Annotated in this window: 21 protein-coding genes, 1 pseudogene and 1 riboswitch; of the genes and pseudogenes, 9 read left to right on the top strand and 13 right to left on the bottom strand. The window is 65.9% G+C overall.

Annotated elements, in window-relative coordinates:
* Positions 1 to 256: 256 nt before the first annotated feature.
* Complete coding sequence (locus tag H7347_RS01800; RefSeq protein WP_152820732.1) at positions 257 to 847, top strand: M23 family metallopeptidase; 591 nt, start codon at positions 257 to 259, stop codon at positions 845 to 847.
* Here H7347_RS01800 and H7347_RS01795 read toward each other — a convergent pair.
* The 8 genes from H7347_RS01795 to rplS form a co-directional block, all read right to left on the bottom strand.
* On the bottom strand, positions 844 to 1803 hold the full coding sequence (locus tag H7347_RS01795) for a tyrosine recombinase XerC (RefSeq protein ID WP_152820730.1): 960 nt from the start codon (positions 1801 to 1803) through the stop codon (positions 844 to 846). The two genes, H7347_RS01800 and H7347_RS01795, sit on opposite strands and share 4 nt — an antisense overlap.
* Before the next feature lie 11 nt (positions 1804 to 1814).
* Positions 1815 to 2999, bottom strand: a complete 1185-nt coding sequence (dprA, locus tag H7347_RS01790) for a DNA-processing protein DprA (RefSeq protein ID WP_152820727.1) — start codon at positions 2997 to 2999, stop codon at positions 1815 to 1817.
* Between the two features lie 2 nt (positions 3000 to 3001).
* The gene (locus H7347_RS01785) at positions 3002 to 4549 is read right to left on the bottom strand and encodes a YifB family Mg chelatase-like AAA ATPase (protein ID WP_370513883.1); all 1548 of its coding nucleotides are present in this window, start codon (positions 4547 to 4549) and stop codon (positions 3002 to 3004) included.
* Positions 4539 to 4913, bottom strand: coding sequence for a YraN family protein (locus H7347_RS01780; RefSeq protein WP_152820723.1), 375 nt, complete (start codon positions 4911 to 4913; stop codon positions 4539 to 4541). The genes H7347_RS01785 and H7347_RS01780 overlap by 11 nt, the downstream gene beginning before the upstream one ends.
* Before the next feature lie 125 nt (positions 4914 to 5038).
* Positions 5039 to 5344 carry a DUF2469 domain-containing protein gene (locus H7347_RS01775; protein ID WP_152820721.1) on the bottom strand — a complete coding sequence of 102 codons (306 nt, stop codon included), beginning with the start codon at positions 5342 to 5344 and terminating at the stop codon, positions 5039 to 5041.
* Complete coding sequence (locus tag H7347_RS01770) at positions 5341 to 6051, bottom strand: ribonuclease HII (protein WP_152820719.1); 711 nt, start codon at positions 6049 to 6051, stop codon at positions 5341 to 5343. The genes H7347_RS01775 and H7347_RS01770 overlap by 4 nt, the downstream gene beginning before the upstream one ends.
* A gap of 2 nt (positions 6052 to 6053) precedes the next feature.
* Positions 6054 to 6857 (bottom strand): signal peptidase I, encoded by an 804-nt coding sequence (lepB, locus tag H7347_RS01765; protein WP_186337104.1) that lies wholly within the window; start codon positions 6855 to 6857, stop codon positions 6054 to 6056.
* A gap of 116 nt (positions 6858 to 6973) precedes the next feature.
* Positions 6974 to 7315 (bottom strand): 50S ribosomal protein L19, encoded by a 342-nt coding sequence (gene rplS / locus H7347_RS01760; protein ID WP_055121671.1) that lies wholly within the window; start codon positions 7313 to 7315, stop codon positions 6974 to 6976.
* Positions 7316 to 7510: 195 nt separating this feature from the next.
* Positions 7511 to 7626, top strand: a riboswitch (TPP riboswitch).
* Between rplS and H7347_RS01755 the strand changes: the two genes are divergently transcribed.
* The 5 genes from H7347_RS01755 to H7347_RS01735 all read left to right on the top strand — a co-directional run bounded on the left by H7347_RS01755 (position 7621) and on the right by H7347_RS01735 (position 11457).
* On the top strand, positions 7621 to 8250 hold the full coding sequence (locus tag H7347_RS01755) for a thiamine phosphate synthase (RefSeq protein WP_152820717.1): 630 nt from the start codon (positions 7621 to 7623) through the stop codon (positions 8248 to 8250). It overlaps the preceding riboswitch by 6 nt.
* Positions 8247 to 9341: a glycine oxidase ThiO gene (gene thiO, locus H7347_RS01750; RefSeq protein ID WP_152820716.1), complete on the top strand. Its 1095-nt coding sequence runs from the start codon at positions 8247 to 8249 to the stop codon at positions 9339 to 9341. Before H7347_RS01755 ends, thiO begins: the two co-directional genes overlap by 4 nt.
* The gene (thiS, locus tag H7347_RS01745) at positions 9338 to 9532 is read left to right on the top strand and encodes a sulfur carrier protein ThiS (protein ID WP_152820713.1); all 195 of its coding nucleotides are present in this window, start codon (positions 9338 to 9340) and stop codon (positions 9530 to 9532) included. Before thiO ends, thiS begins: the two co-directional genes overlap by 4 nt.
* Before the next feature lies 1 nt (position 9533).
* Positions 9534 to 10319, top strand: coding sequence for a thiazole synthase (locus H7347_RS01740; RefSeq protein ID WP_186337103.1), 786 nt, complete (start codon positions 9534 to 9536; stop codon positions 10317 to 10319).
* A 4-nt stretch (positions 10320 to 10323) separates the two neighbouring features.
* A complete protein-coding gene (locus H7347_RS01735) occupies positions 10324 to 11457 on the top strand; it encodes a ThiF family adenylyltransferase (protein ID WP_255476808.1) in 1134 nt (377 codons plus the stop codon).
* A gap of 113 nt (positions 11458 to 11570) precedes the next feature.
* Here H7347_RS01735 and H7347_RS01730 read toward each other — a convergent pair whose 3' ends face one another.
* A complete protein-coding gene (locus H7347_RS01730) occupies positions 11571 to 13856 on the bottom strand; it encodes a Tex family protein (RefSeq protein ID WP_152820708.1) in 2286 nt (761 codons plus the stop codon).
* A 54-nt stretch (positions 13857 to 13910) separates the two neighbouring features.
* Here H7347_RS01730 and H7347_RS01725 point away from each other — a divergent pair, with 54 nt between their 5' ends.
* Together H7347_RS01725 and H7347_RS01720 are read left to right on the top strand one after the other, a co-directional pair.
* Positions 13911 to 14270 carry a GntR family transcriptional regulator gene (locus H7347_RS01725; protein ID WP_186337102.1) on the top strand — a complete coding sequence of 120 codons (360 nt, stop codon included), beginning with the start codon at positions 13911 to 13913 and terminating at the stop codon, positions 14268 to 14270.
* Complete coding sequence (locus H7347_RS01720; protein ID WP_152820706.1) at positions 14267 to 15220, top strand: hypothetical protein; 954 nt, start codon at positions 14267 to 14269, stop codon at positions 15218 to 15220. Before H7347_RS01725 ends, H7347_RS01720 begins: the two co-directional genes overlap by 4 nt.
* On the opposite strand, the gene H7347_RS01715 is transcribed toward H7347_RS01720, so the two are convergent.
* The 3 genes from H7347_RS01715 to rimM are packed head-to-tail and all read right to left on the bottom strand — an operon-like array spanning position 15186 to position 16901.
* Complete coding sequence (locus H7347_RS01715) at positions 15186 to 15557, bottom strand: hypothetical protein (protein WP_186337101.1); 372 nt, start codon at positions 15555 to 15557, stop codon at positions 15186 to 15188. The genes H7347_RS01720 and H7347_RS01715 overlap by 35 nt on opposite strands.
* Positions 15550 to 16401 carry a tRNA (guanosine(37)-N1)-methyltransferase TrmD gene (gene trmD, locus H7347_RS01710; RefSeq protein WP_152820702.1) on the bottom strand — a complete coding sequence of 284 codons (852 nt, stop codon included), beginning with the start codon at positions 16399 to 16401 and terminating at the stop codon, positions 15550 to 15552. The genes H7347_RS01715 and trmD overlap by 8 nt, the downstream gene beginning before the upstream one ends.
* Entirely contained in the window at positions 16401 to 16901 is a 501-nt protein-coding gene (gene rimM, locus H7347_RS01705) for a ribosome maturation factor RimM (RefSeq protein ID WP_152820700.1), read from the bottom strand. The genes trmD and rimM overlap by 1 nt, the downstream gene beginning before the upstream one ends.
* 98 nt (positions 16902 to 16999) lie before the next feature.
* On the opposite strand from rimM, the pseudogene H7347_RS01700 reads away from it, so the two are divergent.
* Positions 17000 to 18129, top strand: a pseudogene (locus H7347_RS01700) (NupC/NupG family nucleoside CNT transporter).
* Positions 18130 to 18723: 594 nt separating this feature from the next.
* Here H7347_RS01700 and H7347_RS01695 read toward each other — a convergent pair.
* Positions 18724 to 19410 (bottom strand): hypothetical protein, encoded by a 687-nt coding sequence (locus tag H7347_RS01695; protein WP_152820698.1) that lies wholly within the window; start codon positions 19408 to 19410, stop codon positions 18724 to 18726.
* Positions 19411 to 19536 lie beyond the last annotated feature (126 nt).

Here is a 19536-nt window from a genome sequence, read left to right as displayed (position 1 = left end):
ACGCTTTGCCGCATCAACACCCGGCGCCACCGCCGGGACCGCGTCGAAGCAACGTGCATAGTCCGCGCGTAGTCAGCACTCCCTCTCAACGATGGACACACTGCTGCCCCCAACGCTACCCCACCCGCACCCACACGACAAACCGCGCGACGAACTTTTCCACAGGTAAAGCACACCTTTCACTCCCACACCACCATCCACAGAAGGGCAGGTGCGTACTCGATCTCCCAATCCGACCAGCGGCACACTCAAGCCCATGAACCCGCATCGAATATCCGTCGTCTCCCTTTTCTTCTGCGCCCTCTGCCTCCTCGCTCATCCAGCGCAGGTGTGCGCGTGGGTCTCCCCCGTCACACGCACCTCGTCACCCGGGGTGGTACGCCGCGCCTTCGAACCAACCGAGCACAACTGGCTCAGCGGGCACCGCGGGGTAGATCTCGAGGCTCATCCCGGCACCCCTATTTACGCCTCGGGTACCGGTGTGGTGGCCTTTGCTGGCGTGGTCGCGGGAAGCCCCACCGTCTCCATCGACCACGACGAGCCTGTCGCCAGCACCGGCAACAACCGCGCCACAGAACTGTTCAACCTCGACCCTATGACGCGCATACGCACCACCTATCAACCCGTCATCGCCCAAGTAAAACAGGGACAACGCATCCACGAGGGGCAGCTGATAGGTCATGTCGGAGGCCAGCCCGCCGCCCACCACCATGCGGCAAGCGGACTGCACTGGGGCGCACGGATCCTGCCCACCGATGACCACTACATCAACCCGCTGTTTCTGCTGCCCACCCCCGTCATCAGGCTCAAGCCCTTTCACGCCGCTACGCCCGCGGGAGCACCTTAAGCTCGGGGATGCGCCTGCTCATATACCTTCTTGAGGCGTTGCGTGCTCACATGGGTATAAATCTGCGTGGTCTGCATGGAGGAATGACCTAGCAATTCCTGTACCTCGCGCAGATCCGCCCCACCCTCCAAAAGATGCGTGGCCGCGCTATGGCGTAACCCGTGCGGAGTCACATCCTGCTCCCCCACCTCACGGGCAGCCACCGCCACGACCCTGCGCACCTGGCGGGGATTAATGCGACCCCCCCGGCTTCCCAGGAAGAGGGCCTCGCCGGCTCCGCCCGCCGAGGCACCGTGACCGGTCTTGGCCGCTAGAGTCGGCCGCCCCTCCGCCAACCACCGCCGCACAGCTTCGCGCGCCGGTCTACCAAAAGGCACCACGCGTTCTTTATTTCCTTTACCTAACACCCGCACCGTGCATCCACGCAGATCCAGACGCGACGTATCCAGACCACACAGCTCCGATACTCGGATTCCCGTGGCGTAGAGCACCTCCAGCATCGCGCGATCGCGCAGCGCCTCCGGGGTCTCGTCTTCTTGTGAGCACGAGCGGGTCTCCTCGTCCGCCGCATCGGCAGACGGCTCGACCTCCAGGAGATCGTGGGCCTGGTCGAGGCTGAGTATCCGGGGCAGCGCGCGGTGGACCTTGGGCGTTTTCAACCGCGCCGCGATATCCGACTCCAGATAGCCCTGGTCGAGGGCCCATCGGGAAAAAGCGCGGGCGGCAGCAGTGCGACGCGCGATCGTCGCCCTGCTCATGCCTTGTTGTGCCGCCGAGCCGAGCCAGGAGCGCAAGCCGATGAGATTCCACTGGTCAAAGGTGGGCGCTACTCTCGCGAGATCGAGAAGATCGTTGCGGTACGCGCGGATGGTTGCCTCGGATCGACCCAACACCAATCGCTGGTATTCGGCAAAGTCCTCCACCGCCTCGCCCACCTGGGTCACCGCCTCACTCATGGATGCTCAGTCTAGGTCTCCCCCGTGTCTCCTTCCACGCGGCGCCACTTCTCCCCGTCCAAGGCAACAAGATTCCTCGTGCTCAGCTCCACCAGTAGGTGCACCGTAAGCGGTAGAGAGAGCCCGGCACCTCGGGCGATAGCCCGGGTGTCCTCGCTTCGGGAGACGGGCAACGCATCGAAAACACGTAATTCGTTTCTGCTCAAGGCCTGAATGGCATCCGGGGCGTAACTCAGTTCGTATTGCTCGGCAACGTCCAGCGCTCCCACGGGAGCCAGCAGCGCGCGAATATCATCCGCGCTGGTGACCAACTGCGCTCTCCCCTCCCGAATACGTTCATGACAGCCCATCGATCCCGCCCCCGTGATCGGACCGGGCACCGCCATGGCTATCCGGCCCAGGCCTTCGGCCCAACTCAGGGTGTTCAGCGCCCCGGAGCGCCAGGCCGCCTCCACCACCACGGTCCCCTGACTGAGCGCAGCCACAAGCCGGTTACGGGTAAGAAAGCGATGCCGCTGCGGCGGTACCTCGGGTGGGTACTCCGTGACCACCGCCCCGCTGCGGGCTACATCATCAAAGAGCCTGGCGTGACGGGCAGGATACGCACGATCGATACCGCAAGCGGCCACCACCACGGTGGCCCCGCCGCAGCGTAGGGCGCCGTGGTGTGCCTCGGCATCGATGCCCAGTGCCCCACCGGAGATCACCGTCCATCGATGTTGGGCCAAACCCTGCACGATGTGCGCCGTGGCCTGCGCACCGTAACGCGATTGCGCCCGGGTCCCCACCACGGCCACAGCCTGAGCACACAGCTCGCGCAGGTTCCCACCACGCACCCACAGGGCGTGTGGGCGCACGGCATCCGATTGATAGGTACGCACGTGCGTGCTCACCCCGCTGCGGGCAAAGCCAAAAGCATGATCTAACTGCTCGGTGGGCCATTCCTCGTGACCTGGATAAAGCAACCGCGCCCCACACCGTCGGGCCAGTTCCAAATCCTGCTCCGCACGATCCCACTCATATCGCGTGGCGGTCTGGGCGAGGAGATGACCCAGCCACCTCTTGCGACCCCGCACGCCCTCGGCGATCTCGGGGGCCTCACGCCCCTCCTCCAGAAGCTCGGTGAGCTGCCGCGATGGCCCCTCCACCACCCGGGACAGGTAGGCGAAGGCCAGTTCCATGTCAGAAAAGATCATTATTATTCCTTCACCGATCCGTGGAGGCTCATCGCCTCCGTGATCTCTGCTATTCCAGGCCGTTCCCCACCGGCCAGGTCGGTGAGCGTCCAGGCGATGCCGAGCACGCGATCCACCGCGCGCTGGCTGAGCTGCCCCTGGGCCAGGTAGGCCTCCACAAGCAGCATGGCCTCCTCGGTAGCCGGGAAATGCTTCCGCAACACCTGAGGGGGAACCCCCGCGTTACACGTCTCCGTGCGCCCGGCACCACGCCATCGGGCCTGTGAGCGCCGCCGCGCCCGGGCCACGCTCATCGCAAGGTCCGCGCTGCTTCGAGAAGCCTCGGTGCTCAACCCCACCCCCACCGCACTGGTCCGCACGATGATGTCAAGCCGATCGCGCAGCGGACCGGAGAGATTATCGAGGTAGGTGGCCCGCTGCCGGGGCAAGCACCGACACGCCTGCGGTTCTGCCGCCCCGCATCGACAGGGGTTGGCGGCCAACACCAGCTGAAACTTGGCGGGAAAGAGATACTCGCGGTGCGCTCGCACCAACCGCACCTGGGCGCTATCCAGGGCCGTGCGCAGGCTGTCGAGCACACCGGCGGGAATCTCTGAGACCTCATCGAGGAAAAGAATCCCGTGATGGGCAAGCGTCACGGCTCCCGGGCGAGGTATTCCGCTGCCGCCGCCAAGCAGGCCCGCCCGCGTGATGGAATGATGCGGGGCGATCACGGGTGCCCGAGAAAGCGGGCCGGAAAAAGACTCGGCGGCCACCGAATGCACCGCCGTGACCTCTAAAGCCTGCTTGGGGGTGAGCGGCGGCAAAATCCCGGACAGCCGCTGGGCGATCATGGATTTACCCGAACCCGGCGGGCCGATGAGCATGAAATGATGGCCGCCCGCGGCGGCAACCTCGGCGGCGCGCACCGCATGATGCTGACCCGCGATCTCCGCGAAGTCGCCCGGCCACGCCTCTTGTGCCGAGGCTTCGCCTCCCCGCGCGCGGCCCAGGTCTCGTTGTCCCAGCATCCATCCCACCGCCTCCGCCAGCGTCGGAACCACCAGGGTGTCCAACGGGGCAACCAGGGCCGCCTCGGCCTCATTTCCCGGTGGCACCAGGGCGTGCGCGTACCCGTGACGCTGGGCGCTCAGCAGCGCGGGCAGCACGCCGGGGATGGGTCGGACGGTACCGTCGAGGGCCAGCTCCCCCAGCACAAGGGTGGAAGCGAGCCGATGATGCGCCCGCCGCGCCTCCTCCCCGGTCAGGGTGGCGCTAAGGATCGCCAGGGTGATGGCGAGGTCAAAGTGCCCGCCCGACTTGGGCAGAGAGGCCGGGGACAGGGAAACGATAATCTTGGTGCGTGGCCAGGTGAGGGTGCTGTTAGCCACCGCCGTGCGGATGCGATCCCGAGATTCGCGCACCGAGGCATCGCCAAGCCCCACCACGTGCATCCCCGGTAATCCGGGGCCGATATTGGCCTCCACCGTCACGCGGTGCGCGCGCAGACCGTGCAGGGCTACCGTGTGCGTCCTGCCTAGGCGGGGCGCGGGGAGGATCTCAGTGGGCACCGGACTCCACCCCCTCGTAGCGGTGGGCGTCGAACACAAGGTGTTCGCACTGAGAATCCACCCGCCTGCCCACCACGATCAATTCGAGTACGTCGAAGCGCACCGACTCCCAAGGGTGATCGCGCAGCCACTGCGCTGCGGCGCGGCGCATGCGCAACAGCTTGCGCTGATCCACCGCCTCTGCGGCCCCAAAGTTCCGTCCACTGCGGGTTTTGACCTCCACGAACACCACAGTTCCCTCGGGTTCGCGCACAATGAGGTCGATCTCCCCCGCAGCACAGCGCACGTTCATACCCAGCACCTGTGCCCCGCGTTCGCGATAGTATGCGGCGGCGAAGGCTTCCCCCTGACGTCCCAATGTCATTGCTGTTGTGCTTATCATGCCCGTCAGCCTGCCCCTCCCTGTGGCAAGAACCCAGCGGACAACAAGCGAGGGTGTGGATAACCACGGTTATCCACACCCTCGCTGTAGGCCTTTGTGCGCCCCGGCTATTCCGGCATCACCAGATCCGGCTTGTCCAGCTCCTCGATATTAACGTCCTTAAACGTAATAACGCGCACGTAACGAACGAATCTGGCGGGGCGGTACATGTCCCAGACCCAGGCATCCGACATGCGCACCTCGTAATACACATCCGCGCCGCTGCCGTGGGGAATCAGCTCCACCGCGTTGGCCAGGTAAAACCGACGCTCCGTCTCCACCACATAAGAAAACTGGCTCACCACATCGCGGTATTCGCGGTAGAGAGATAGCTCAGCCTCGGCCTCATAGTTCTCCAGCTCTTCGGCACTCATCGCTCGCCTGTTCCTTCCTCTCTGCTACCCATCTTGCTCTCCCACACCCGGCCACTCTCAGCGTGCCCCTGGGCTCGCAGCCAATGAGCGTGAGCGGCGCTCACATTCGAGTAAGTGTATCGATGCTCTGGACTTGCACCGTGACGGCGCACCGCGTCCATGTGCGCCTTTGTGCCGTAGCCCTTGTGCCCGGAAAATCCATAGCCGGGGTACCGCTCGTCAAGCTCCACCATCATGCGATCCCTGGTGACCTTCGCCAAGACGCTCGCCGCCGCGATGCACCTCGCCGCGGCATCCCCGCCGATAATCGGCAGGTGCGGCTGACGTATGCCCGGTATCCGCACGGCATCGCTGAGCACATAGCCGGGTGCCACGTCCAGGGCTACCACGGCGCGCCTCATGCCGGAAACATTAGCCCGCTGAATACCGTAGGCGTCAATGTCCTGTGCGCTGACAACCACCACGGACCAGGCCAGGGCGTGCTGCTTGATGAGGGGAAAGAGGCGCTCGCGCGCCGCGGCGGTGAGCTTTTTGGAATCGGTGAGGCGATCGAGTTCCCCGATGATACCGGGAGGCAGCGCGCAAGCAGCGATGGTCAGCGGCCCGGCGCAGGCGCCGCGCCCGGCCTCGTCCACCCCGGCCACCGGACCCAATCCCGCTCTATCGAGCGCCACCTCCAGGGTGCGCAGTTGCGTCAGGCGACGCATGACTAGGCGGCGCCCTCCTGAATATCCGGCGAGTCCACCAGGCCCATGCGCCCCAGAGGCCAGATGCGCGCCACAGTTTTACCCCGGATGTTATCCACCGGGACGGTGCCCTGGTACTCGTCGCCCATGTGTACGCGGGAGTCCCCAGAGTTGGTGCGATTATCCCCCATCACCCACACGTTGCCCTCCGGCACGGTCACCGGACCGAAATAAGCACCGCCGCAGGCCTCGGAGCCGCCAGCACCGGTGACCTGAAACTGCGGCGGGTTGAGGGTAAAGGACTGATCCGTGGGCCGGCCATCTACCATGACCGCCGGATCACCCTCCTGGCAGGAAACCGTCTGCCCCTCGGTAGCGATCACGCGCTTAACCAGGTTGTTCTCATTAGGAGCCACGAGCCCCACGTAAGAACCCAGATCCTGGAGGCCGCGCACCACGGGGTTATCCGAGCGGTGCGAGACAAAGCTCTGGTTCCAGGAGGGCGGCCCGGCAAAAACCACCACGTCGCCGGGCTGAGGATCGGAGAAATAATAGGAGATCTTCTCCACTGCTATACGATCGCCCGCGCAGCCCGCGCAACCGTGCAACGTGGGTTCCATGGAGCCACTGGGAATCATGTACACGCGCCCGACGAACGTCTGCACCAGAAATACGATGAGGAAGGTCACGCCGATGATCAGCGGGATCTCCAGGTACCAGGGCAGTTCTTTTTTCTCTTTTTTGGCCTGGGAGGAATCTTCGACCCCGGCGGCGCTGGTGGCATCTGCCCCGTCGGCGGGCAAAGAAGCACGAGAAGAATCAGTCACGAGATTCGACTCTAGCAGGCGGCCCCAAAGGTCCCATTCCTCCTGTTCACACCCCGGGAAAGCGAAACCCCGCCGTCCTCCGTGGAGAGCAGCGGGGTGGGCACACGCGCCAAAAGCTAGCGGCGTTCCTTGATACGGGCGGCCTTACCGCGCAGGTTGCGCAGGTAGTACAGCTTGGCGCGACGCACGCGGCCGCGGCGAGTGACCTCGATGGAGGCGATGTTCGGGGAGTGCACCGGGAAGGTACGCTCCACGCCAATACCGAAGGACACCTTGCGCACGGTGAAGGTCTCGCGGATACCGGAACCCTGACGGCGAATGACCACGCCCGTGAAGAGCTGGGTACGCTCGTTGGATCCCTCGATGACCTTGACGTTCACGCCGAGGGTATCACCGGGACGGAAATCCGGGATGTCATCGCGGAGCTGGGCGGCATCGACCTTGTCGAGAATGTTCATGAGAAACAATCCTTAAGCTTTCGGGACAGAGGACCCTGGCGGCGCTTCCCTCACATCGCGGGCGCTCGGCCGGTTCGTATCCGTGACATATTTTTGCCGCGTGCCCGGAACCGAGCAAGCAACCCCGCCATTATTCCATCTCTCACGGTCGCAATCCAAAACGTCACCGGTATCGCCGCCGCGCTACACTTGGCGAAGAAACCTCACGGGAGCCCGGGGCCACGCGGGCTGAGAACGCGCTCGCCACGCCGCGCGGACCGTCCGAACCTGCCCGGGTGATGCCGGCGAAGGAAGCAAGGAGAATCATGCTGGATCTGCGGTGCTACCTGGTCACAGGCCCGGGCGATGCCGTGGCGGCAGCCGCAGCTACGGCGCGCGGCGGGGCGGGGGTGGTCCAGGTACGCAGCAAGCCCATCGCCACCCGCGACTTGCTCGCCCTGGCCACCTCGGTGGCCAGGGCCGTGGCCCAGGCCAATCCCGCCACCCGGGTGCTCATTGACGACCGCGTGGACGTTGCCGCCGCCCTCATGCGCCGAGGCGAGCACGTTCATGGGGTGCACCTGGGGCAAGAGGATCTGCCCGTGCGTGACGCGCGCGCCGTGCTGGGTCCCCGGGCAATCATCGGCCTGACCACCGGCACCCTGCCGCTCGTGCGAGCCGCCAACGAGGTGGCCGACGCAATCGACTACATCGGGGCCGGCCCGTTTCGCCCCACCCCCACCAAGGATTCCGGCCGCCCGCCCCTAGGGGTGGAGGGCTATCGCGTCTTGGTGCGCGCCTCGCTGCTGCCGGTGGTGGCCATCGGGGACGTCACCGCCGACGATGCCCCCGCGCTCGCGGCCACGGGGGTGGCCGGCGTGGCGCTCAGCCGGGCCCTGATGAGGGCCGATGACCCTGCGGCCATGAGCCGCCGCATCCTGGGATGCTTTCCATGACTGAACGCATCATCGTGATCGGCGCCGGAATCATCGGCCTGTGCACGGCCTTCGAGCTCACGGAGATGCTAGGCCGCGACGCCCACCTCACCGTGATCGACCCGGCCCCGGCTAGCGGCGCCTCCCACTACGCCGGGGGCATGCTCGCCCCCGTGGCGGAAGTGCAGTACCGTCAGGAACCCCTCTATCCCCTCATGATCGAGTCTGCTCGGCTCTATCCCAACCTGCTGCGACGGGTGGCTTCGGCCACTGACCTCCCCCTTGGCTACCGCAACGAGGGAACCCTGGTAGTCGCCGCCGACCGCGCAGACGCCGATCACCTGCGCGATCTCACCGCCCACCAGCGAGCGCACGCAATGACCGTGGAACCGCTGACCCTACGCCAGGCACGCCGTCTCGAGCCCGCGCTCTCCCCCGCCCTGGCCGGGGCGGTCTCCATCCCCAACGATACCCAGGTGGCCCCGCGGCTTTTGAGCGCGGCGCTGATGGATGCGCTGCGCCACCGCGGGGTGGAGTTCCGGACCACCCGAGTGACCGGGATCGGCAGCGCGGAGCTGCGCACCGACCACGGGAGCATCGATACCCGAGGCGCACGCGTGGTCCTCGCCGCGGGTCTGGGGGCGGCACCGCTGGTCAAGGGGCTGCGCCTGCGCCCGGTGTATGGCGATATTCTCGTGGCGCGCTGCCCCGGCGTGCTGCAGCGGGTGGTGCGCGGCTTCGTGGAGGACCGCCCCATCTATCTCATTCCCCGAGGCGAGACGATGGCCATCGGGGCGACCTCGCGGGAGGATCATCGTGCGGGCACTCCCCTGGGCGCGGTGCGCGACCTCCTGCGGGATTCCTGCAGGATCGTCCCCGCCCTCGAAGAGGCGGACCTGCTGGAATGGGGCACGGGCACGCGACCGGGAACTCCGGACGATCTACCCTACCTCGGAAAAATCGGCGATACGGTGATCTCCACCGGATACTTCCGCCACGGCATCGTGCTAGCGGCCCTCGGCGGCCGCGTCGGCGCGCGCCTAGCCCTCGGCCTCGACCCTGGTTTTGATATTCATGCTTGCAACCCCCAACGCCACAAGGAGGAACGATGACGTACACGGTCAACGGCCACGCGCGCGCGGGCGATCCGCTCACCGTCGCACAGCTAGTAGACGCGGAGGTCGGTTCGCGCGAAGGGGTGGCCGTGGCGATCAACGCCCAGGTGGTGCCCGCCTCGCTGTGGCACCGCACCATCTCCGAGGGCGATGCCGTGGACATCCTCACCGCGGTGCAGGGAGGCTAACGTGCTCACCATCGCGGATCGCTCCTTCCATTCCCGCCTCATCATGGGCACCGGGGGTGCCACCTCGCAGGCCATCCTGGAGGAGTCTCTGGTGGCCTCCGGCACCCAACTGACCACCGTGGCCATGCGCCGCCACGCCGCGCGTACCCCCGGCGGCGGGGAATCCGTCTTTGAGCTGCTGCGCCGCCTCGACATTGCGCCGCTGCCCAATACGGCGGGCTGCCGCACCGCCCGCGACGCCCTTCTGACCGCCCAACTCGCCCGCGAGGCGCTGGGCACCTCCTGGGTCAAAGCGGAGATCATCGCGGACGAGCACACGCTGCTGCCGGATACCACCGAGCTCATCGACGCCTGCGAGCTGCTCGTCGCGGATGGCTTCACGGTGCTGGCGTACACCTCGGACGATCCCATCACCGCCCGGCGGCTGGAGGACGTCGGCGTGGCCGCCGTCATGCCCCTGGGCTCCCCCATCGGCACGGGCCTGGGCATCCTCAACCCCCACAACATCGAGCTGATCTGCCAGCACGCCACGGTTCCGGTCCTCCTCGACGCCGGGGTGGGCACGGCTTCCGACGCCGCCCTGGCCATGGAGCTGGGGTGCTCGGGCGTGCTGCTCGCCAGCGCCATCAACCGCTGCCAGGATCCCGTGGGCATGGCCCGCGCTATGCGACTGGCCGTGGAGGCCGGGCACCTGGCGCACCGCTCCGGGCGCATTCCCCAACGCCACCACGCCCAGGCCTCTTCTTCCTTCGAAGGCCTGGCCCGCTGGGCGGATGAGGTGTTATAGGGCCATGGACAAACAAGAACTGCGCCGAGTGGCCCGCCAGCTCGCACTCCCTGCATTCGACATGGAGCACCAGGAACGCCTCCACCGGGCGCGCGTGCTGGTGATCGGCGCGGGTGGCCTGGGCTGCCCGCTACTGCAATCCCTCGCCGGGGCCGGGGTGGGGCGGATCACCCTTCTCGATGACGACGCGGTGGATCTGAGCAACATCCACCGCCAGATCCTCTTTGGCGCCTCCGATGAAGGAAAACCCAAGGTAGAGGTGGCCGCCGCGCGGCTGCGGGAGTTGCAGCCGGGCATCGAGGTCGCCGCGCGGCGCGAGCGCCTCGACGTTCATAACGCCCTTGATCTTTTCCGCGCCGCCGACCTAGTCATCGACGGCTCCGATTCCTTTGCCACCAAGTACCTCAGCGCCGATGCCGCCGAGATCACCGGCACGCCCCTGCTCTGGGGAACGGTGCTGCGCTTTACCGGGCAGGTGGCCCTGTGGCATTCCGGGCCGGGGACCCCGGCCGGCGGCGTGGGGCTGCGCGACCTCTTCCCCACCCAGCCCGGCCCCGACTTCGCCCCCGATTGCGCTACCGCCGGCGTGCTCGGTGCCACCACCGCCGTGGTGGGCAACCTCATGGCCACGGAGGCCATCAAGCACCTCAGCGGCCTGCAGCCGGTGCCGCCAGGGCGCGTCACTTCCTATGACGCCCTGAGCGCCACGCTGCGCGCCGTGACCGTAGCCGGCGATCCCGCGCGGTCCCGCGTGCGGGAATTACAGGATTCCTACGAGGCCACAGCCTGCGCCACCTCCCCCGGCGATACCGACATCGCCCGCGAGCTCCTAGCCGAGCTGCGTGCCGGCACCGCCACAGCGCTTGACGTGCGCGAGCCGCACGAATCCCTGCTGGCCGACCTCCCCGCTCCCATACGCCCCCGGCGGCTGCCACTGAGCGCCCTGGCCATCGGGTCTGACAAGGAAGTCCGGGAGGCTCTTGGCGACCTGCCCACCCGGCGCGTGGTGGTGTACTGCGCCTCTGGGAAGCGCAGCGCGGAGTTCGTACGCCGCTATCGCGCCCTGGCCCGAGACCTCAACCGCAACCTCATCAGCCTTCCCGGCGGGGTTTCACGCTCCTGGGGCGCTCCCGGCTAGGGCATAACCGAGGTCGCCTTACGGCGCTAGCGGAGGAACCGCGCCGGGTAACGGCAGCGATTCTCCCGCGGCCGCTGGCTCAGTGCCGAAAGCTCTGGGACACCATCCCCCGCCTAGCCGCTCAACCCGGCGCGCTTCAGGGCCTCGGCCATCGCACCACCCGCAGGCTTACCCCCACCACCACGCTGCCTCTGGCCGGATCGGGCACCCCTCTTGCTCGCACCCCGCCCGGCGGGCTTATCCCCCCGCGCGCCACCGGGTTCATCGTCGAGCCGCAGGGACAGGGAGATGCGGTTGCGCTCTGCGTCCACGTCCACCACCTTCACGTGCACCACCTCCCCGGAGCGCACCACGTCGCGCGGGTCGGAAACGAAGTTATTGGACATGGCGGAGACGTGGACGAGGCCATCCTGGTGCACGCCGATGTCCACGAAGGCGCCGAAGGCCGCCACGTTAGAGACGGTGCCCTCGAGGATCATGCCGGGTACCAGATCGGAGACCTTTTCCACACCCTCCTTGAAAGAAGCGGTGACGAACTCGGGGCGGGGATCGCGCCCCGGTTTATCCAGCTCCGCGATGATATCGGTGACGGTGGGGATGCCGAAGGTGTCATCCGCGTAGTCGGCCGGACGCAGGCTTTTCAGCAGGCGGGTATTGCCGATGAGATCGGCCACCGCACAGCCCTGGGCGGCGGCGATGCGCTCCACCACGGGGTAGGCCTCCGGGTGGACGGCGGAGGCATCCAGGGGCTGCGCACCTCCGTTAATCCGCAGGAAGCCTGCGCATTGCTCGAAGGCCTTAGGTCCCAGGCGCGGTACCTTGCCGAGTTCCTTGCGGGTGGCAAAGGGACCGTTCTCGTCTCGGTAGGCCACGATGTTGCCGGCCACGGTGGCCGAGACCCCGGCCACCCGGGCCAGCAGGGGCGCAGAGGCGGAGTTAAGATCCACGCCCACGCCATTGACGGCGTCCTCTACCACAGCGTCGAGGGCGCGAGCCAGGGCTGTTTGATTGACGTCGTGCTGGTATTGCCCCACGCCAATAGCCTTGGGGTCGATCTTGACCAGCTCGGCTAGGGGATCCTGGAGGCGTCGGGCGATGGAGACCGCGCCGCGCAGGGAGACGTCCATGCGCGGGAATTCCTGGGCGGCGAGTTCCGAAGCGGAGTACACCGAGGCCCCGGCCTCGGAGACAATCACGGGGGTGGGCCGCTCGGCACCGGATGCCGCGGCGGCGTTTGCGACCTCGCGGGCGAGTTTGTCGGATTCGCGCGAGGCGGTGCCATTGCCCACGGCGATGAGTTCCACCCCATGTTTGGCGCACAGGGCGCTGAGCTCCGTGAGGGCCTGCGACCATTGATTGCGCGGCTGGTGCGGGTACACGACGGTGGTGTCGAGCACCTTGCCGGTAGCGTCCACCACCGCGCACTTGACGCCATTACGGTAGCCGGGATCAAGTCCCAGCACCGCCTTGGGCCCGGCGGGGGCCGCCAGCAGGACGTCGCGCAGGTTGGCGGCAAAAACCTCCAGCGCGCCGCGCTCAGCGCGTTCCTTGAGGCGGGTGCGCGCATCGAGCCCGGAGGAAACCTCCAGCTTGGTGCGCCAGCCCCAGCGCACGGCCTCGGCCAACCACCGGGAGGCGTGGGTATCGAGGTCGAAGGCGCGGGCGATCATGCCCTCGTAGAGTTCATCCTCTCCGGCGTCCAGGTCGAGGCGCAGCACGCCCTCGGCCTCTCCGCGCAGCAGGGCAAGGATGCGGTGGCTCGGCAGGGCGCTCAGGGGCTCGGAGAACTCAAAGTAATCTTTGTACTTGGCCCCCTCGTTCTCCTTGCCCTCGATCACGCCGGAGCGCAAGTGGCCGCGGCGGAACACCTCGTCGCGCACCGCGCCCACGAGGTCCGCGTCGAGGGCAAAGCGGTCGATGAGGATGGCGCGGGCGCCGTCGAGGGCGGCCTTGGCATCGGCGTAGCCCTCGGTGAGGTAGGCGTCGGCGGCGGCCTCCGGGTCGAGGGAGGGGTCTGCCACCAGGGCGTCGGTCAGCGGTTCCAGCCCAGCCTCGCGGGCCTTGTCCGCCTTGGTCTTGCGGCGCTTTTTAAAGGGCGCGTAGAGATCCTCCAGGCGGGCCTTGGTGGTGCACTGCTCGATCAGGGCGCGCAGGGCGTCATCGAGCTTGCCTTGCTCCTCAATGGCGGCGAGCACCGTGTGCTTGCGCTCCTCGAGGTCGCGCAGGTAGGCGGCGCGTTCCTCGATGGTGCGCAGGGCGGTGTCGTCGAGGCCGCCGGTGGCTTCCTTGCGGTAGCGGGCGATGAAGGGCACGGTGTTGCCCTCCGCGAGCAGGCGCAGGGCGGTCTCGACCTGTTCCGGGCGCGCTCCGATCTCCTGGGCGATGGTGGCTGCGATCATTCGCCTCATTGTAGTGGTAGCCACCCTGACAACATTGTGCTAGTTTTACTAGTTGTGCTAGTTCTTATCGATCCCCAGGATCCCCAGCCGATCTACGAGCAGATCGCCGAGCAGATCGCCGAGCAGATCCGCGACGGGCGTATCGACCCCGGTCACCGCCTGCCTGCGGCCACAGAACTAGCCGCCTCGCTGGGGCTCAACCGCAACACCGTGCTGCAGTCCTACCGCCTGCTGCGCGATCGCGGACTCGTGGAGCTGCGGCGCGGGCGCGGTGCGGTGGCGCTTGCCCCGGCCCAGACCGACCCCCACCAGGAAGTGCGGCGCAACGTCCAGGTGCTGATCGATGCCGCCCGCCGCCACCGCCTCTCCCTATCCGACGTGACCGAACTACTCTCCCAAGGAGGTCTGCAATGACCCGTTTTCTTCTCAGCGCCGCCCTGCCCACCGGCCTGATCAGCGCCGCCCTGCTGATCTGCTCGCTCTTCTCGATGAAAGAGGCGCCCGACCTCCTCGCCGTGCACTTCTCCGGCACCGCCCCCAACGGCTACGCCACCCCATGGGCGCTCTGGCTGGGGTGCACCGCCCTAACCACCACGATCCTGGGGCTCTTCTGCTGGTTCTCCGCGCGCGGGCTGGCCCACGGCCGAATGGCCCGCTTCCGCGCCGCGGCGGCGGCCTTCGGCTGCTTCCTCCTCGCGGGCACGGCGTTCCTACTGCTGCGCCTCAACGAGCGAGCCCCGGATGCCAGCCAGGTCTCGTTGCACGCCTCCCACGTGGCGACTCTCTGCGGCGGGGCGCTGGGCGGCGCTTGCCTCATCGCGACCATCGCGCGACCCGCGCCGCGCACTACCGCCGCCCCGGCCGTACCCGGCGCGCTGAGCATCCCCACCGGCGGTGCCGCCGCCTGGGTGGGCACCGCGTCCCTGCCGCTGCTTCTGCTCCTCATCCTGGGCACCGCCGCGGCCGCCCTGCTGCTGTGCGGGGCCCTCTGGGTGCCGTGGCTCCTGCCCGCCGGGTTGCTCGTGTTCCTGCTTACCCTCGCCACCGCTTCCTGGCAGGTGCGCGCCGACGCCCAGGGCCTGACCGCGCGCTCCCTGCTGGGGTGGCCGCGCCTGCGCGTTGCAGCCCGCGAGATCGAGCACGCCGAAGTCGCCGACCTCAACCCGGCGGACTGGGGCGGCTGGGGCTGGCGAGTCTCCCCGCGCGGGCGCGCCCTCATGCTGCGCGGCGGCCCCGGGCTGCGGGTGCTGCGCACCAACGGCACGGTGGTGGAGATCAGCTGCCTGGGCGCCGAGTACGCCGCCTCGGTGCTCAACTCCTACGCCGGGGCTACTCCGAATGCTGCCACGCGCACGCCGCGCTGATCCCCGGCTCCAGGAATCCCGCCACGGAGGTGCCGTACCAGTACGTGCCCTCCGGCAGGCAGGTCGCCACCGCGGCGGTGGCCGCGCGCAGGTCGAGGTCGCTACGCCCGTTGATCACGATGCGGTGCAACACCTCCGCGATCGGCGGGTGCCCTTCCACCTGCGCGTACTGGGTAGCCAGCATGTTATCCGGCTCGCAGGTCAGATCCACCTCCTGCGCCCACACCTGCTCCGCCTCGTAGCCGCGCTCCCGCAGCGCACCCGGCAGATCGGCGGCGCACCGCCGCCACTCGGTGGGCAGCAGCAGCGCCTGAATATCGGTGGCAATGCTACGCACCCGGCCACCCCCGCTCAGCCAGGAAGGCGCGGTCGGTCTTGCTCAGCTCCGCGCCGTCCAGCAGCTCCGGGCGCACCTCGAGGGTGCGCAGCAGGGACTGTTCCCTGCGCCACCGATCCACCCGCGCGTGGTTGCCCGAGAACAACACCTCCGGCACCTCCAGATCCCGCCACTCGCGGGGCTTGGTATAGCACGGCCCCTCCAAGAGCCCATCGGAAAAACTATCCTCCTCGTGGCTGCGCCTATTGCCCAGCACGCCGGGGATCAGCCGCACCACCGCCTCCGCGATCACCAGCGCGGCCACCTCCCCGCCGATGAGCACGTAATCCCCGATGGACACCTCGCGCACGCGGTAACGACGGGCGGCATCGATCAGCACCCGCTGGTCGATGCCCTCGTAGCGCCCGCAGGCAAAAACGATATGCTCCTCGCGCGACCAGGCGCGCGCATCCGCCTGGGTAAACGGCCTGCCCGCCGGGGTGGGCACCAGCAACAACGGCAGATCGCCGTTCTCCTCGCGCTCGTCGTAGTAGCGCTCGGCCACCCCCTCTAGCTCGTCGTGGCGGGCGCGATCCAGGTGTGGCAGCGCGCTCTCCAGGGTGGGTGTGGCGACGGTACCGGCGGCGACGTCGTCGAGCGCCGGGCCCCACACCTGCGGCTTCATCACCATGCCCGGCCCACCGCCCACCGGCGCGGAGTCCACGGACTTGTGCACGTCCGTGGCCCAGGCGCGCAGATCGTGCACGCCCACCTCCAGGCGGCCCTGCTCGATGGCCTTGCCCAGCAGGGCGTGACGCAGCGGGTCGAGGTATTCGGGAAAGATCGTGAGGACGTCGAGGCGCATTAGAGCTCCAGCAGCCCCTCGGGTGGGGTGATCGTCAGCGTCCCGGCCTCCAGATCCACCTCGGGAACGATGGCCTCCACGAAGGGCACCAACACCTCCTTGCCGGACTGCAAGGTGACTTCCAGTAGGTTGCGGTGCGGGCCGTGCGTGATCCCAGTGACCTCCCCGATGTCCTCGCCGCCGCGGAGCACCCGCAGGCCCTCCAGCTCGTGGTCGTAGAAGCCCTCGCCGTCCTCGCCCTCACGCGGCTCGGCAAAAAACTGCATCCCGCGCAGCGAGTCCGCCGCCGCGCGGTCCGCGATCTCCTCGAAGGTGAGCAGCAGCCGCCCCTTGTGCGGGCGCATGGCGCTCACGGTCAGCTCGCGATCCTTCTTGTTCTGCCGCCCAGTGAGCACCTGGCCCACCGCAAAGCGCTCCTCCGGCTCGTCCGTGGTGGCCTCCACGGACACCTCGCCTCGGATACCGTGGGACTTGATCACCCGACCGATCATTAACTCCATGACTCAGCAGTGTAATCGGTGCCCCCACCCGGGCGGCCTCGGCGGGCCGCGCGCAACGCCCGTGCACCCGCCCCGCACGCACCCGGAGAGTCAACGTGATGGATCGCTTTCAAGGCCTCATCGGCACCACCTACATCTTTGCCGTCATCGTCGCCTTTTCCAGCAGCCGCCGCAACATCAAGTGGCGCACCCTCGGCGTGGGCTTCGGGCTCCAGGCCCTCTTCGCACTCCTTGTGCTCACGTGGGAACCCGGTTTTCATGCGCTCAAAGCCACTGCCAACGGGGTATCCCGGCTCATCGACTTCACCCACCGGGGGCACCTCCTTCGTGTTTGCTCTTAACGTATTGCCCCTCATCGTGTTCCTGGGAGCGATCATCGGCGCGCTGTCCTACCCGCGTGTGCTCCAATGGTTCGTGGAGATCGTGGGCACCTCCAAGCTGGAATCCGCGTGGGCCTCCACCGTGATCTTCCTCGGCAAGTCCAAGGCTCCCCTCGTCATCAAACCCTGACTGCCCAAGCTCACCCGCTCCGAGCTCTTTGCCTGCATGACCAGTGGCTTCGCCTCCGTCGCCGGGTCCACCCTCATCGGATACTCCCTGCTCGGCGCGCCTCTGGAATACCTTGCTGGCCGCCTCCATCATGAACGGCCCCGGCTCCCTCATCGTAGCCAAGAGCCTCATGCCGGAAACAGAACAGTCCGTGGCCAGCACCAACGTGCGCGGCATCCGGGACACCGAGAACCGCAACCTCATCGACGCCCTCGGCGCCGGGGCCCTCTCCGGCGGGCGCATCGCCGCGACCGTGGCCTGCCTGCTCGTGACCTTCATCGCGCTCATCGCCATGGCTTCCGCCGCGCTCGGGGGAATCGGGCACCTCTTTGGGCAGGAGAACTGGTCCCTCGACGGCCTCCTGTTCAGCCCCGTGCCCTGGGGCAAAGCCTCGCTGGTGGACAACTTCATAGGCCAAAAGACCATCCTCAACGAGGATGTGGGTTATATCAGCTTCTCCGAGCACGTGGACACCATGAGCGCCAAGGCCGTGATGCTCAGCACCTTTGCCCTGGCGGGCTTTGGCAACCTCGCCTCCATCGCCATCCAGATCGGTTCCTTCGGCGCGATATGCCCGGAGCGGCGTTCCGACGTCGCGGAGCTAGGGCTGCGCGCGCTCTTCGCCGGGTCCCTCACCAACATGCTCAACGCGGCGATCGTGGGGGTTATCGCGTTTTAATGACCCATATCACTAAAAAGCTCTTGCGGCAACCTCTTTTTATCTTAGAATAAGATTCGGAAACAATAATGTAAACAAAGAAAGGATAGCATAAACGATACTCAAACCATAGGAGCCGGCTTCAACATAGTAGAGGACACCCACCTCCTCCCATGGTCTCGGCTTACAATTCTCATATTCATTTTTACCGCAGCATTCACATTCTAAGGATACCCACCTTTAGGATCGGCAAACTTAATCCGATGGAAGAATAAGAAGCAACCCACCGGTTTTCCTCTATTCGCATTCGCAACGCTATACAATACTGAACGCTCCACAAAGTTTGAATTCTCTACATACCTTGTACCGATTGGACGAAATGGATATCAGAGTAAAGCGGTTCAAACAACAGTGAATCACCGCTAACGAAAGAGGGTGCAGACCGGATAATAGGAGATCCTGTCGTTATACTTATAATTTTTGGGATCATCTCCACACTATTCCTGCCATGATGAAGAAAGGGTTAATCAAAAAAATTAAGGACAGTGACCAGTAATAAAATGGAAGATTGGCACACGGTTAAAATGTGCCAATCTCCCCTTCTCTTTCAATAAGTCACCTCAGACCTCTAACCCAAAAATCCACCATGTCACCGTTTACCCCCAAAGAAAGCAATTCAAAATCCTCCACCAGCCGCAACGGGCTAAAGCGCTTGCATTTCACTTCCTTACCTTCCCCTTCCGAGTTCATAACCCTACATGAGATACACTCGGCTTCCTCGGAAGTATCATGAAAGATGGAATGATAATTCTCATCCCTGTAAGCATGAGAACGAATCAAATATTCCGGGCACAGAGGCTGGGCATCGCTATATCCTCTATTACTCACATGCATCGTAATCGCGGTCGGCTCGACGTTTGAGAGCGCCGCAAGAACAATCTCCCACACGGCAAAGAGGGGGCGGAGGGGAAGGCGATCCCCGATCATCGCAACCGTCAACAAAAAAGTAGCCCACTCCCTGTTTTCAGTCACAGATTCCAGCATCCGCGGTCGGTGGTAGTAATCGTGAACCTCCCAGAGCGCAGCCGAACCAATAGGATGCTCTCCTCTCTCCCACTCCCCCTCTCCTGTATGAGCAAAACCCAAGATTCTTTCACAATCGCGGAAATCCCTCAGAGGATCTACTTCCTCGCGAAAAACCGTTTCCCTCGGATAAGACGCCATTAACTCCACCGTCACAAAGGAGCTGCCCCCACCGATGAGCAGAGGCTGCCTCTGGCACTCGTATCCGTCAGACACCATAATTCCCTAGTGTAGCCTGCTTTCTGATCACCGTGGCTCGCATCTCATCTCCTTAATATTCTGTTGCTTTCCAAACCAATCACACTGTCCCGATACATTCACATCAACCACGTTCTTCCAACTAAC

The organism is Corynebacterium sp. zg-331 (genome assembly GCF_014267345.1).
GTDB lineage: Bacteria > Actinomycetota > Actinomycetes > Mycobacteriales > Mycobacteriaceae > Corynebacterium.
This window is presented reverse-complemented; position numbering and strand designations above follow the sequence as displayed.

What these genes read in the sequence shown, in the direction of transcription:
- H7347_RS01720 (WP_152820706.1), top strand. Translation starts at nt 14,267, where the DNA reads ATGACCCGTTTTCTTCTCAGCGCCGCCCTGCCCACCGGCCTGATCAGC.
- thiO (WP_152820716.1), top strand. Translation starts at nt 8,247, where the DNA reads ATGACTGAACGCATCATCGTGATCGGCGCCGGAATCATCGGCCTGTGC.
- H7347_RS01795 (WP_152820730.1), bottom strand. Translation starts at nt 1,803, where the DNA reads ATGAGTGAGGCGGTGACCCAGGTGGGCGAGGCGGTGGAGGACTTTGCC.
- H7347_RS01800 (WP_152820732.1), top strand. Translation starts at nt 257, where the DNA reads ATGAACCCGCATCGAATATCCGTCGTCTCCCTTTTCTTCTGCGCCCTC.
- dprA (WP_152820727.1), bottom strand. Translation starts at nt 2,999, where the DNA reads ATGATCTTTTCTGACATGGAACTGGCCTTCGCCTACCTGTCCCGGGTG.
- H7347_RS01770 (WP_152820719.1), bottom strand. Translation starts at nt 6,051, where the DNA reads ATGCGTCGCCTGACGCAACTGCGCACCCTGGAGGTGGCGCTCGATAGA.
- H7347_RS01695 (WP_152820698.1), bottom strand. Translation starts at nt 19,410, where the DNA reads ATGGTGTCTGACGGATACGAGTGCCAGAGGCAGCCTCTGCTCATCGGT.
- H7347_RS01755 (WP_152820717.1), top strand. Translation starts at nt 7,621, where the DNA reads ATGCTGGATCTGCGGTGCTACCTGGTCACAGGCCCGGGCGATGCCGTG.
- thiS (WP_152820713.1), top strand. Translation starts at nt 9,338, where the DNA reads ATGACGTACACGGTCAACGGCCACGCGCGCGCGGGCGATCCGCTCACC.
- H7347_RS01735 (WP_255476808.1), top strand. Translation starts at nt 10,324, where the DNA reads ATGGACAAACAAGAACTGCGCCGAGTGGCCCGCCAGCTCGCACTCCCT.
- rplS (WP_055121671.1), bottom strand. Translation starts at nt 7,315, where the DNA reads ATGAACATTCTCGACAAGGTCGATGCCGCCCAGCTCCGCGATGACATC.
- trmD (WP_152820702.1), bottom strand. Translation starts at nt 16,401, where the DNA reads ATGCGCCTCGACGTCCTCACGATCTTTCCCGAATACCTCGACCCGCTG.
- H7347_RS01775 (WP_152820721.1), bottom strand. Translation starts at nt 5,344, where the DNA reads ATGAGTGCCGAAGAGCTGGAGAACTATGAGGCCGAGGCTGAGCTATCT.
- H7347_RS01780 (WP_152820723.1), bottom strand. Translation starts at nt 4,913, where the DNA reads ATGACATTGGGACGTCAGGGGGAAGCCTTCGCCGCCGCATACTATCGC.
- rimM (WP_152820700.1), bottom strand. Translation starts at nt 16,901, where the DNA reads ATGGAGTTAATGATCGGTCGGGTGATCAAGTCCCACGGTATCCGAGGC.
- H7347_RS01730 (WP_152820708.1), bottom strand. Translation starts at nt 13,856, where the DNA reads ATGATCGCAGCCACCATCGCCCAGGAGATCGGAGCGCGCCCGGAACAG.